Origin of the sequence: Enterococcus sp. C63, from assembly GCF_040887215.1 — a bacterium.
Taxonomy (GTDB): Bacteria; Bacillota; Bacilli; order Lactobacillales; family Enterococcaceae; genus Enterococcus_B; species Enterococcus_B hirae.
This window is the reverse complement of the sequence record NZ_JBFOFI010000001.1, coordinates 173,822-187,530: the sequence shown is the minus strand read 5'-3', so window position 1 is coordinate 187,530 and position 13,709 is coordinate 173,822. Positions and strand designations below refer to the sequence as shown.

General features: G+C 36.9%; 12 protein-coding genes and 1 pseudogene. 1 reads left to right on the top strand and 12 read right to left on the bottom strand.

Features of this window, described 5'->3' with window-relative positions; genetic code table 11:
* Positions 1-132: 132 nt before the first annotated feature.
* The 4 genes from AB3H90_RS00830 to AB3H90_RS00815 all read right to left on the bottom strand — a co-directional run bounded on the left by AB3H90_RS00830 (position 133) and on the right by AB3H90_RS00815 (position 3,825).
* Positions 133-903, bottom strand: coding sequence for an ABC transporter ATP-binding protein (locus tag AB3H90_RS00830; RefSeq protein ID WP_034697918.1), 771 nt, complete (start codon positions 901-903; stop codon positions 133-135).
* A gap of 2 nt (positions 904-905) precedes the next feature.
* A complete protein-coding gene (locus tag AB3H90_RS00825) occupies positions 906-1,787 on the bottom strand; it encodes an ABC transporter permease (protein ID WP_010737553.1) in 882 nt (293 codons plus the stop codon).
* A complete protein-coding gene (trpX, locus tag AB3H90_RS00820; RefSeq protein ID WP_095454255.1) occupies positions 1,784-2,824 on the bottom strand; it encodes a tryptophan ABC transporter substrate-binding protein in 1,041 nt (346 codons plus the stop codon). Before trpX ends, AB3H90_RS00825 begins: the two co-directional genes overlap by 4 nt.
* Before the next feature lie 356 nt (positions 2,825-3,180).
* On the bottom strand, positions 3,181-3,825 hold the full coding sequence (locus AB3H90_RS00815; protein ID WP_368015953.1) for a hypothetical protein: 645 nt from the start codon (positions 3,823-3,825) through the stop codon (positions 3,181-3,183).
* 202 nt (positions 3,826-4,027) lie between these two features.
* Here AB3H90_RS00815 and efbA point away from each other — a divergent pair, with 202 nt between their 5' ends.
* Positions 4,028-5,737 carry a fibronectin-binding protein EfbA gene (gene efbA, locus AB3H90_RS00810; RefSeq protein ID WP_034697911.1) on the top strand — a complete coding sequence of 570 codons (1,710 nt, stop codon included), beginning with the start codon at positions 4,028-4,030 and terminating at the stop codon, positions 5,735-5,737.
* Positions 5,738-5,882: 145 nt separating this feature from the next.
* Here the strand turns inward: efbA and AB3H90_RS00805 are convergent, their stop codons facing one another.
* From AB3H90_RS00805 to AB3H90_RS00770, 8 genes and pseudogenes are all read right to left on the bottom strand, one after another.
* Positions 5,883-7,442, bottom strand: coding sequence for a DUF4097 family beta strand repeat-containing protein (locus tag AB3H90_RS00805; protein ID WP_368015952.1), 1,560 nt, complete (start codon positions 7,440-7,442; stop codon positions 5,883-5,885).
* Positions 7,423-7,758, bottom strand: coding sequence for a PadR family transcriptional regulator (locus AB3H90_RS00800; protein WP_096709139.1), 336 nt, complete (start codon positions 7,756-7,758; stop codon positions 7,423-7,425). Before AB3H90_RS00800 ends, AB3H90_RS00805 begins: the two co-directional genes overlap by 20 nt.
* 172 nt (positions 7,759-7,930) lie before the next feature.
* Positions 7,931-8,737: a YusW family protein gene (locus AB3H90_RS00795; protein ID WP_368015950.1), complete on the bottom strand. Its 807-nt coding sequence runs from the start codon at positions 8,735-8,737 to the stop codon at positions 7,931-7,933.
* Between the two features lie 263 nt (positions 8,738-9,000).
* Positions 9,001-9,813: a MetQ/NlpA family ABC transporter substrate-binding protein gene (locus AB3H90_RS00790; RefSeq protein ID WP_368015949.1), complete on the bottom strand. Its 813-nt coding sequence runs from the start codon at positions 9,811-9,813 to the stop codon at positions 9,001-9,003.
* Positions 9,814-9,824: 11 nt separating this feature from the next.
* On the bottom strand, positions 9,825-10,496 hold the full coding sequence (locus AB3H90_RS00785; protein WP_010719198.1) for a methionine ABC transporter permease: 672 nt from the start codon (positions 10,494-10,496) through the stop codon (positions 9,825-9,827).
* Positions 10,493-11,215, bottom strand: a complete 723-nt coding sequence (locus AB3H90_RS00780; RefSeq protein WP_368015948.1) for an ATP-binding cassette domain-containing protein — start codon at positions 11,213-11,215, stop codon at positions 10,493-10,495. Before AB3H90_RS00780 ends, AB3H90_RS00785 begins: the two co-directional genes overlap by 4 nt.
* Before the next feature lie 405 nt (positions 11,216-11,620).
* Positions 11,621-12,180: pseudogene (locus AB3H90_RS00775) on the bottom strand (transposase); the annotation flags it as partial.
* A 146-nt stretch (positions 12,181-12,326) separates the two neighbouring features.
* The gene (locus AB3H90_RS00770; protein ID WP_368015946.1) at positions 12,327-13,505 is read right to left on the bottom strand and encodes a hypothetical protein; all 1,179 of its coding nucleotides are present in this window, start codon (positions 13,503-13,505) and stop codon (positions 12,327-12,329) included.
* Positions 13,506-13,709: the final 204 nt, after the last annotated feature.

Here is a 13,709-nt window from a genome sequence, read left to right as displayed (position 1 = left end):
AAGGAGGTATGAGAAACTTGTCAACATGATTGTCAAACAAGCGGGGCCTCTTTCTCATTCATTTAAAACAAATCAATGTACTATAGGCATACTAGGCATAAAGTAGAAGGAAAAGCAGTCAGTAATCAAAAACTAATCTAACACTTCTTCAAAAAATTGTAATAGATCCGCTAGTGACAATTGCTCTTTTTCTTCTTTAGACAAATCTTTCACGATTCGTCCTTTTTGTAAAACGATCAGACGATTCCCATAATTCAAGGCATCTTCCATCCGGTGGGTGATCATCAAGCACGTCAAGTGTTGTTCAGTAATCCTGCGATTGGTTAATTGCATCAATGATTTGGCAGTTTTAGGATCGAGCGCTGCTGTATGTTCATCTAATAGCAGCAACTCAGGCGCTTCAATGGTCGCCATCAACAAACTCAATGCTTGGCGTTGCCCTCCTGATAATTCCCCAGCTGGCGTATCTAAATGCTGCTCCAACCCATTTCCAACTTCTTGACACAATTGATAAAATGTTTCTCTTTGGTTCTTTAGGTTACGGAGACGAAGGGGTCTTTTCTTTCCTCTTTTTTGAGCCAAAAGCAAGTTCTCTGCTACTGTCATCCTTGGAGCTGTGCCCATCTTAGGATCTTGGAACACCCGAGAAAGAAAAGAAGCCCGTTTTTCTTCTGTTTCTTTCGTGATATTCCGCTCTTTAAAAGCGATCGACCCTTGACTTAATTGTAATGTTCCTGCGATCGTGTTGAACAGCGTACTTTTTCCCGCACCATTTCCACCAAGGACCGTAATAAAATCGCCTTTATTGATTGTCAAATCAATTCCATCTAATAATACTTTTTCTTCATTCATGCCATTGCTAACGACTTTTTTTCCATTTTTAATTGTGATGATCGCTGTCATGGTCAAACCTCCTTTTCAAAACCGGTTTTAAGTTTCAATGCTTGTTTTAACTGAGGAATCATCAAACAGATGGCTAAAATAATAGCGGAGAAGAGTTTGAGATACGTTGTGTCAAACCCAAGTTTAATGACGATCAAGATCAATAATTGATAGATGATGCTTCCCACGACAATGGCAATCAAGCGTTCTGCTAACGTTAATTCGTGGAAAATCACTTCTCCAATAATGATAGAAGCTAGCCCGATCACGATGACACCAATTCCTTTATTGACATCGGCATACCCATCATTTTGTGCAATCAATGCACCTGATAAAGCAATAACACCATTTGAAAGAGTCAATCCTAAGATTTTCATTCGATCTGTTTTGATCCCTAAGGAACGAGCCATCGTTTCGTTGTCTCCTGTCGCGATATACCCTTGACCTAAATCGGTATTGAAAAAGAACAGTAAGACACCAATCAAGAGACTTAATGCAAGCAAGCCAAGTAACACGGTATCAAAATAGTCAGGTAAATGAAGACCATTGAACGTATCTTGTAAAATCGAATGATTCAATAAAGAAAGATTTGGTGTGCGCATCACGAATAAAATCACCGAGTTTAATCCAGACATGACTAAGATTCCGGCAAGGATCACTGGGATCTTTCCTTTGGTATACAACAGCCCCGTAACTAGTCCGGCAAGCATGCCTGCACCAACGCCAAGCAGTGTTGCTAAAACTGGTGAGATCCCATGAGTGATAGCTGTCACACAAACTGCTCCACCTAATGGAAATGATCCTTCAGTCGTCATATCAGGAAAATCCAAAATCCGATAAGTCATAAAGATTCCTAATCCTAAGATTGCCCATAACATCCCTTGTGAAATTGCTGATACGATCATTGTTCATCCCCCTCGTCTTTCGGTTCTTCTGAAACATTTTTAGCTTCTTGCTTTATAGAATCAGGAATCGTGATCCCTAATTTTTCCGCCTGTTTTTCATTGATGATGACATCTCCTTTATCAAAGACGTAAACAGGTGTCGTTGCTGGTTTTTCTTTTCCTAGTGCAAGCATCGCAGCCATTTTCCCACTTTGAACACCTAAATCATATTGATTGATCCCAATAGTTGCCAAGCCACCTTGTTCGACCATTGAATCAACTGAAGGGATCACTGGGATCTTCGCTTTATCGGCTTCTTTTACCACTGTCTGCATAGCATTAGCAATTGTATTGTCTAAAGGAACATAAATGAAATCCACTTGTTGACTCATCACTTGGACAGTTTGGGCGATTTCATTCGTAGAAGGTACAGCATATTTTACTGAAGTCAAACCTGCTTTTTGAATCGCTTTTTCTGCTTGGCTTACTTGGTATTTTGAATTATCTTCTGAAGAAGCGTATAAAATCCCGACTTTCTTCGCATTCGGCAACAATTCAGCGCCTAACTTGATTTGCGCTTCAACAGGAGGCTGATCAGATACGCCTGTGATGTTTCCACCTGGTTCTTTTAAAGACTTCACTAAGCCGGCACCAACTGGATCTGTGACCGCACCTAAGACTAATGGGATCGTATTCGTTACATTAGCTAAAGATTGAGCAGCCGGAGTAGCGATCCCTACCAAGACATCTGGGTCAGCTTGTACTAATTGTTGACTCATGGTAGCTAATTTACTTTGATCTGCTTGCCCGTTTTGAAAGGAGATCGTTAAATTTTTTCCTTCCTCAAGCCCTGATTGCTGTAGCCCATCTTTGATCCCACGGTAAATTTCATCTAATGCCGGATGGCTCACATATTGCAAAACCCCAACGGAAACAGTTTGATCCGTTTCTTTTGGTTTCGATTCAGTAGAAGCAGGCGTTATTTTTTCATAAATAAAGGTTCCTACTAAGTAAAGCATAATAAGTGCAACAACTGTGATCAAACGTTTATTTTTCATTTTTCTTCCCCCTCATTCCTTTAATCATTATTATTCAAGTCTGGTTTCTGACACGAACTGACAAAAAAAGACAATCACCCCAACGGTAATTGTCTTCTTACATACAAAAAACCGCATAGATCGAATCTATGCGGTAGTCAAATTTCTTGTCCAGCATAGATACAAATTTTAGATTTGTACTCTAAAAAGTTGTATCTACGGTCAAAGTTCGCCATCAATACAACTTATCTACGCCAGTTACGCCAAGCTTGATTTGTTCCTGCTAAAAATTGGTTTGATAAGTTCATTGTGGATCACCCTTTCCTTAATAATTAATCTAAGTCTAATCGAATTTAGCATGTTCGTCAACTGTTTTTTTATTCCGTCTTATTTCCAGCATTAAGATCTGTGCCCAGTTGAGTATTTGTCGAAGTCGTTTGCGCTTCTTTTCCAAGTTCTTCTTCTAATTTCTTGATATTCGCTAATGGCAAACGATTTAATTCGGGAATCAGCTGCGTAGGGAAATCACTTAACTGATTTGCGTTATAGACTAAGCGATTGGCTTCTTTGCCATTTTGGAAAAAGATTACCGTTAAATGCTCTTGCTTTAAATCGTAGCGTTGTTCTAATTCATTGACCTGATAAACCAATGGGTAAAAATAAATAGGGCGATTCAATTCCGCCATTTTTTTTGGATCATGAAAAATGTCCATTAATGCTTGATACATTTCTCCACTTGGCACACTGAACAAAACTGAAATAGCTTTACTTTCTTCAATTGTTTGCGATGCTTCATTGATATTCAAAGGTTTAAGCTTAGGAGAATTGATTTCTGCATAGACTAAGCTCTCCACCTGTGCTTCTCTAATATTTTTAGGAAAGACAAACATCGTGATCGTAATGACCAGTGAAACAAGGAATACGAACAATAAACGCATAAAATAGCGTTGTGGATGCGTATCGAAATCAGCCAAAAAATGATGGTATTTGACTTTGATGGTCTTACTTATCTCTTTCCACATAGCGATCACCTTCTTTTTCGTTTTCTTTTATTATACCTAAGTTTGAGGTAGATAGAAAAAAATACATTTAAAGAATATCGATTATTTTTCAATCCAGTATCTTTTTATGATCAAATCAGTTGATAACTACCTAGTAAATTGGTCTTTCTACGTTTTTTTCGTTATAATGAAACTACTTATGAAAAGAAATGAGGAATGAACCATGTCCTTTGATGGTGTCTTTACTCATGCAATGATCAATGAATTGCGTGAGACTCTATTATCTGGTCGGATTTCTAAAATCCACCAACCTTACGAAAATGAAGTCGTATTAGTGATTCGCTCACGTGGTAAAAATCAGCGTTTGCTCTTATCTGCACATCCTAGTTATGCTCGAATCCAGATCACTCAGATCGACTATCAAAATCCAGACACACCACCGAACTTTGTGATGATGTTACGCAAGCATCTTGATGGGGCAATTTTGGAGTCGATCGAACAAATCGAAAACGACCGAGTGATCCACTTTCATTTCACGAAACGAGACGAACTAGGAGATCTCCAAAATATCATTTTGATTGTGGAACTCATGGGTCGACATAGCACGATCATCTTAGTGAATAAAGAATCAGGAAAAATCTTAGATGCGATCAAGCATATTGGTAGTTCACAAAACACTTATCGTTCCCTTCTGCCTGGTGTAGACTATATTGCTCCACCTGAACAAAACCAGCTGAATCCCTTTAGTCAGGAAAAAGAAAAAGTCTTCCATCGGCTTTCTCAAATGGACTTGACACCAAAAGGAATCCAACAACAATTTCAAGGAATCGGTTTTGATACTGCGCAAGAATTGGTGGCTCGCTTAACAGAACGCCCCAATGAAAAAATGTTGGTATGGCAAGAATTCTTCACAGCAATCGACACCCAACGCTCCCCTAGCCTTTATGAAGTAGCGGAGAAAGAATATTTTACGCCGATCAACTATCGTTTCTTTGACTCAAATACGCAACAAAAAAAGATGTACCCGACTCTCAGTGCGTTATTAGATGCGTTTTACCAAGAAAAAGCGGAAAAAGACCGTGCCAAACAACAAGGTGGCGAGCTCATCCGCAAGATTGAAAACGAGCTTAAGCGAAACAGAAATAAACTGAAAAAACGGGAGCAGACCTTAAAAGATTCGGAAAATGCCGAAGATTATCGTCGAGATGGCGAACTATTAACTACTTTTATGGCTCAAGTACCTCGGGGCGCAAATGAAGTAACATTGCCTAATTATTATGAAGAAGATCGGCCAATCACAATCAAGCTTGATCCAGCATTAACGCCCAATCAAAATGCCCAAAAATATTTCCATCGCTACCAAAAACTAAAAAATGCCGTCAAATTGATTGGTAAACAGATCGAAGAAGCCAAAAATGAGATCGATTATTTAGAATCTGTCTTGTCTCAGTTAGAGATTGCTGGTCCTATGGATATCGAAGTGATCAAAGAAGAATTGACAGCAGAAGGTTATTTAAAAAAGAAATCTTCGAAAAAACAAAAACGCAAGAAACCTTCACAACCAGATCAATATCTTTCTACTGATGGTACGTTGATCTTGGTAGGGAAAAACAATCTTCAAAATGATCAACTTTCCTTAAAAACGGCGAAGAAAACAGACTATTGGCTCCACGCCAAAAATATTCCTGGCTCTCATGTCATTATCAAAAGTGACCAGCCATCTGATGAAACGATAACTGAAGCCGCTGAATTAGCTGCTTATTTCTCAAAATACCGTCATTCTGCCCAAGTACCCGTGGACTTGGTTCAAGTCAAGCATTTGCGCAAACCAAATGGCGCAAAACCAGGCTATGTGATCTATGAAAATCAAAAAACGATCATTGTTACTCCAGAAGAAGAAAAGATCAACAAGATGAAACAGATGACTAACTGATGTAATGCAATTTAATCTAGTCAACAGTATCGCATCTGGCCATCATCGATGAGTAAGCACTCCCCTTTTTATTCGCTAACATGACAAGTGCCCCTTCCAGAAAATATCGGATGATTTTTCTGGAACAGGCACTTGTTTCTATTATCTAGCTTTTCCCCTCAAGTTCCTTTTTTAAGACCATGATATTGCCTTTTTCAGTGGAGATGTTTATAGTGTTCGCCTTGTCTTTTGTCTGCTCTTTAAACTGATTAGTTATTTCCCCGAACGTGCTACTTAAATCAAAACGACTAACAACGTCTTGTGACTGCACCCACTTCACGTGACCACTAGCACTTTTCACTGTTGCTTCTAAAGGAATTTGCTGACTGACGATAACCGTCCCTGAATCATTTCCTACCGATAAACCACCAGTTAAATCCGTCAATACCAATTTCCCAGAGCCATTTTTTATCGATGTGTCTCCTGCTTGTTTTTCAATAATCGTAGTCCCTTTCATATTACGGGCAGTCAATCGTTGAATCGCTCCTGATGAAACAATATTTTTTCCTTCGATATTATTCAATTCCATTTTTTCACTCATCGTTGAGAGAACTTTTATTACCCCACTGTCAGTCACTACCCGGATTTTTCCTTGACCATCAGAAAGAATTGTTTTTCCAACTTTATTTTTTATAGCCAGCTCAGAGAAAAATTGATGGACACTAACATCGGAATAGTGGCTGTTTATTTGGATCATTTTACTATAAACATCTGTTATGCTTATTCGTCCTTTTTTCATCTTCAAGTTGATCTTTTCTGCATATGTATGATTTAATGTTACTTCTCCTTGTTCTAAATTAAAACGAAGGAATTTATGTTTGGTATTTTCCGGAAGATAAAAAATGATCTCAACTTTCCCCATGTTTTGTGACCAGTCAAAAAAACTCGGGTGTCCAATGGTCAAGTTCATTTTGCTGCTACTCATGCTGAATAGCTGTTTTTGATCTTGCTTTCTGATATGACCCTTGATTTCTACTTTCGCTGTTTCATTTTCGGATAGTTGGATTACACTAATATCTACTGGATATGTAGAAGACACATTCAACGATTCAATCGCATTTGCTTTAAGTTCTATGTCTCTTGTCAAAAATTGTCCTTGATAAACCCAGCTGTGGCTGAATACAAGTAATAGGTTACATAGAAAGCTAACTATTCCCACAAAATAAACTAGAAACAGACCTTTCCTTACCTGATCAGGTTTCTTTAATACAATGACGAAACATACCGAAAATAATGACGAAGCCACGGCTCCCCACATCATAACCTGTTCATAAATCAGATAGTATAGTACCATCATCAAAAAATAGAAACTAGTCACTAGCAATAAAATTTGGAACAAAAACAAGAATAACTTACCTAGTTTGATCATCCAACGTTTTAAGCAAGAATTACGCTTCATTTTATATTCACGTACCAGGTCTTCGCCAGCAATTATATCTTGCTTTGCTTTCATCGCTTTTTCTAAGCGTTGGTCCTCATAATAAGCTTCAGCAATTTCTTGCGGACTTCCCAGAGCTTTTAAAATCGCTTCACAAGATTCTCCTTCTGCCATCCTTACTTTGATTTCTCTTGAAAGATCTGCTTTTATTTCAAGAAAAGCTTCTTTATCTTTTTCTAAAAATAATCCTTCTAACGCTTCAAAAAAATCATTCATTTGCTCTCTCATCTTCCTCCTGTTTTAACAACGCCACATTTTCTACAAACACCATCCATTCCTTATTTAACTCAGCCAGATATTCTTTTCCCAGTGAAGTGATTTGGTAGTATTTGCGTGCAGGTCCTCCTTTTGATTCTTTAAGGTAGGTCACACAATACCCTTCTTTGACAAATCGTCTCAATATTGGATAAAGCGCTCCTTCTGTAAGCGGAATATTTTTATTGACCAATTGGGTAATTTCATAACCATATCGATCCTTATTTTTCAGTAAATAAAGAACGCATAATTCCAATACACCTTTTTTAAATTGATTTGATTTTCCCAATAACTTCACCTTCCATAATCCATGCTGCCATGTTTTCTTTTTCTCTATTTTGAGTCTACCTTATTTTTCCCCCCTAGAAAAGAAAAAGGTGGACAGGAAGTCTTGAGAACCTTGTGTTAGACTGATTCTCTAACGCATTCCCATTTATTCCCCGTACACCTTTTTTCCTGATCTACTTGTACTTGATTTTGAAATCTACTTTTGTTTTATCTGCATATTTCACTTTAAAAGCAAATTTTTTCAACCCTTTTTGATTCGCATCTAACTGTTCCATAATATGCGTTTTAATTTCTTCTTGACTGCTTGTTTTTGCATCTAGTCCTACAAACAGTGTTTCGACATAGGTCTGCGCTTTTGCATCCTGCAACTTAAGACCCGTTCGTTCATTTTTGACTTCTGCTTTGATTTTGCCATTTGACTTGACTTCATAATCTAGTTTGATTTTCTCTTTCTTATACTCGATTTCAATTTCAATTTCTTTTACCAATGTACGTAGCGCTGAATCGCCTGGTTTGTTGGTGTCTTCTTTTTCAGGTTCATCTTTTGGGACGGTTGGCTTGTCGACAAATCCAATTGTCCCAATGTTTATTGTGCTGTAATTAGGTTTGTTGATGACAACGACTTTCAATTGGATATTTTGGTTATTTGCCATACTTGTCAAAATACCTATTGCTTGATATGTACTTTGCGCCATTCTTTTAGTAATTCGTTGTGCTTCAGTCGAAGAATAGCCAAGAGCCAGCCAAACACGTTCTTTTTTCAATGAATCATACATGCGTTGAATGGACGCTTCTGTTGGTTCTAACACTATTCCCGTTACAGCTGTTAAGTCTGCTTTGGTAAAACTCATGATCTTCTCATACTGGTTTTCTGAAATTACTGTTGCAGCACAAACATCTGGTGAGCTTGCCAAAGTAGTGGCTCCAGTGGATAGAATGATTCCCGCTAATAATAAACCTGTCAATTTTTTCATTTTCATATGTATTCCTTCTTTCTGATATATGTAAGTATTTCTGTGTTGCACCACTAATATACAATGAATAGTACTTAGTGTCAAATAATAGTGAAAAAGTTAATCGTTAGCGTTTGGTTTATCTGTTGCTATCCTTGAACGGGTTCATCCAAGAAACTTCACTCTTGTCTTTCATGACAGCAAAAAAACGAGTAAGATGTCGAATGCCACCCTTACTCGTTTGTTAAAAACAGGCGTTTTGTTGATTTCTTCTCACTTTCTTTGTTCTTTTAAAAAGCTGGAATATTTGCGCCTTTCGAATTTTTCTTAATATACTCAGCGACTTCTTTCGTCGTCATTGCTTTTTTCAATACGTTGATTTTCTCGCTGTCTTTTTCCCCTTCTCTCGTTACCAATTGCAAAGCGTAATGTTTGCTAGCAGCTTCATCTTCCAGTAAAATCGCATCTTTGGTCGATAAGCCCGCTGGTTCTAAGTAAGCAGGGTAACAAAAGACCATCGCAATGTCCTTTTCATCATAGGCTTTTACTAGATTCAATAAATCGATTCGTTCAAATTGAAGATTTTTAGGATTGTCAACGATATCCGCCACTGTACCGTTGAACCCCATGTTATCCTTTAATTTGATAACACCATTTTTATTTAAGATCGCTAATGCTCGACCTTCATTTGTTGGATCGCTTGGAATACCGACTTTAGCATTTTTGGGCAATTGATCAGCATTCTTATAATTTTTGGAATAAAAGCCCCCCGCAAAATAATAAATGGGTTGAACGGCGACTAAATCTGCTTTTTTTTCTTGATTGAACATTGCCATAAACGGTTCATGCTGTGCAAAATTGGCATCTGCTTCATCATGTTGAACGGCATCATTATAAGCTACATTGTCACTTACTTCCATAATATCAATGGTGTAACCCTGTTTCTCCGCTTCTTTTTTGGCAATCTCCAAAATATCTTTTGATGACTCTAACTGAACAGCCACTTTGATTTCCTTTTTGTCTTTATCCGCTGAATGACCTCCACAAGCTGCTAAAGTTAAGATCGCAATCATTGCGAAACTAATCAAATAAAACTTCTTCATTCTTCTTCCTCCTATTTTCGTTTATCCAGTGTCTGAGCAACAAAGTTTCCCAGCATTTGTAAAATAAAGACTAAGACGATCATGATTACAATAGCGACATACATGACCCCATATTCATAGCGTTGATAACCGACACGAACAGCAAAATCACCAATTCCGCCACCACCAATGACTCCCATGACTGTCGAATAGGAAACCATACTGACAGTCGTCGTCGTATACGCCAAGACTAAACCACTTCTCGCTTCTACTAGTAAAAAATGCCAGATATATTGAAAGCGAGTCGTCCCTAATGAATTGGCCAATGCATAAGTTTCGTCAGAAACATCCAGCAAGACCTGTTCAACTAGCCGGGCAAAGATAGTGATCGCAATGATACTAAGTGGTACAGAAGCTGGTATAGGACCAAAGGCTTTGCCTAATACCGCGCGAGTTACTGGGATCAACGCAATCACAAATAATAGATAGGGAAAAGAGCGGATCACTGTGACTAAAAAATTCAAGGTCCAATAAATCCAAGGATAACGACCTCGAACTTTAGGATTCGTCAAAAACAACCCTAAACCTAGTGGCAATCCGCCAACCACACATACGCCCATCGAAATAGCCATCATGATGCCCGTTTCTTCGAGACTGGTCAGTAGCGCTGGCCAATACTCCATCATGCTTTGTGAATGAATCATTGCGCTAAGCTCCTTTTTATTTTTTCAAAATACGTCAAGTTTTCTTCCGTATAACGTTGTGGGTGATTTCTTAACTCGCCAATCAACTCGCCATTTTCCATGACCAAAATTCGTTGGCATAAGCTTTTCACTGTTTCTAATTCGTGACTAACAAAGAAAATTGTCGGCTGGAATTCTTCATGGACTTTATGCAATAAACGAATCACACTTTCCGTATTTTCTTCATCTAGTGAGCTTGTAGCTTCGTCACACAATAAAATTTCTGGGTCACGTGTCAACGCCCGAGCAATCGACACTCGTTGCTTTTCACCGCCAGATAGTTTTACTGGATATACAGCAGCTTTATGAGCCATCCCAACAAAATTTAATAAATAATCGATTTTTTCACGGTTCTTTTTCTTTTGCAGCTTCAATGGTAATGACACGTTTTCATACACCTTTAAGTTATCTAATAGATTATGGTTTTGGAAAATCATCCCCATTTTTTGTTTTTGCTGCCTTTTTTCTTTTTTGTTCAACTTTTGAACGGCCACACTATCGATTAGGATTTCCCCACTACTAGGTTCTTCCATTAAGTTCAACAAACGAAGTAACGTGGATTTACCAGACCCGCTTTTCCCAACGATTCCGATGATCTCACCTGGTTCGATTGTCAAATGAATATTCTTTACCGCTTGCGTGCCTTCATAGCTTTTAGTTACATTGATCAATTCAATCATCTGTTCCTCCAATGAAAAATAGTACACCTTATCAAACTGTTTGATAAAAATAGATAAATCAGCTTATTGGTTTTCTATTTAAATAAAAAACGCTTCCTAAATACTAACTGTTTCTATAATGGCGGAGTATTCGTAAAAAAGCAACTTTTTTACTCATCTTCTATCTGTTTTTTAACTGTATTAATAATGGTGTTTTATAAACCGATTTATCTGTATCTTTTAAGAACCCTCACTGTAACAAGCATGTATTCTATCTATTGCCATTAATCACCATAAGCTAACAACGTTGTTATTTCTTTTTTCAACAAATTCAGTTTATTTTTCATAAAAACGAAAAATAGGAGGAAAAGAAAAAGCGGTCAAACGATCGCTGTTGTCGATCGTTCAACCACTTTTTCAATGGCTCTATAATTTGAGAGCGGGACAATAGTTCTTTCTCAAAAAGAAAATAAGTTCGACTTTGATGGCTAGTGTCAAAATCGAACTTATTTTTTCTATTATGTACACTTTCCTCTCCATATATTTTCCTAATTTTCTTAAATTTAATGCCATCAGTGCCAAACCAATATCAATCGTTGCTCCTTGTTTTCCACGTAAATGGAAACGATGGAACGCCAAGTGAGTCTTTAGATGCCCGAACACTGGTTCGACCTCGATTTTCTCCTCTAAAAGCTTTTTTCTGCATTCTGCTTTGAAATAGCGCCCATTATTATTTACTTGAATTTTTCGCTTTTGTTCACTTTTCGCACGCGTACATTAACGACGGACTGGACAGTTCCGACAATCCTCACATTCATAGATTTTGAAATCTTGAATAAAGCCACCTTTATCTTTCGACTATCATTTTTGAACGGTATTGGACGATTCGCTGGGCAAATGTATTCATCTTGTTCTTCAAGGTAGTGCCAGTTTTCCACGTTAAATGGATTCTCCTTGTATTTCTTTTTGTTTTCTTTGTGATAACTTAGGATTTTTTTGATTAATCAATTAATCAACATGAAATAACAAAAGAATCTGAGACAGAATGAGGTTCATTCTGACCCAGATTTGATTTTACACCACTCATCAGTCCTTATTGACAAAGAGCCAAGGTTTACACACTTTTTGTAGACTATCTTGTCATAGATATAGTTGTATTTTGTGCAATAGGTTTCTCTGAATTATTTAAAACTATACTTTCTAGTTTTTTTGAAAGGTTCTGTTTCAATGATATGTCTCTTTTGTTTCTTTCTTTAGCAAAGTTAATATTGAGTTTATTATACTCATTAAGAAACTTTTTTGCTTCAAAAGGACTTATTTTCCCTTGGCCTTCAAGCGAATTTATATGATTTACCTCCTTAATTATTTCAGCTTGAATATGAAATTTTTCCGACTCTAATTTTGGAATTATGTTACGATTTATCTCATTAAGGTCTGCTTTTACGTCACTAATATTACGAGGATTTTCAAATTGAGTCCTATTCTGATTCTGTAATAGTAAAAGTAACTCTTTTTCTTGCCTACGGAAAGCATTGATTTGTTGAGTTCCCTCGTTGAACTGGGATATAAGTTTTTTACTTCTTATTAGAATACGTTCTGTTTCTTGTAGAGAAATAGTAGGTTGCTCTGTGCGTGATGTTGTCATAGTTGATTTACTTGTGCTCACAGAATGGGTTTTCTTTGATTCTATAGACTCTTGTAATTGATTTACCATGTCTTTACAATTGGATATAAGATAGTCGATATGCTTTTTATTTGTACTTAAAACTTTTATTTCTTTATAGCATTCTTTAAGCATTTTTTTGTTCTTTATTTTATGCTTTCTTAAATTTACCTTTTGCTGTGTCATTTTACCATATTCAATTACTATATCATTTCTTAGTTTACGGAATTTCGAGCAAAAATTTTGAACCCGCTGGAGATTCGTTTGTAATTGATTAACTTCTATAGAACTTTCAGTAGAAATTCCCTCTTTTAATTTTTTAAAATCTGTCTCTTCTTGCTTAATAAGATTCTTTATTTTTTTATGTAAAAATTTTTTAGCAGAATATGGCTGTCTTGAAACATCATCTTGTATTTTATCTAAATGTTTTAAGTTCCCCTTATTTCTGTGTTTTGAGTGTAGTTTTTTGTGTGAATAAGTTTTATCAGATAAACGGGTGGTTTCATTCCTGTTTTCTAAATCTAGTACTTTTCCTAATCCCCTCCCTTGATTTTGGTTGTCTAAACTAGGCAGTGCCCTTGCTCCGCCTATTCCACTTGCTATGCTTAAAGCATTAATAAAAGTAACTATCATTTTGTCTAATCTCATATGCCATCAATCTCCTTTTCATTTAATGATTTTCACTTATCCTACGGAAAATAAAAACTTATACAGAAAAAATTCTGTTTCAAAAGCCATAATGCACCGATCATCAAAAGTTAGACCAAAAATCTAACGTCTGAAACTTTAATTTGCCCAAAGTCTGTTCGAGTCTTTCTAATCAAACCAACTAGTCCTTCACATTCCTATTTT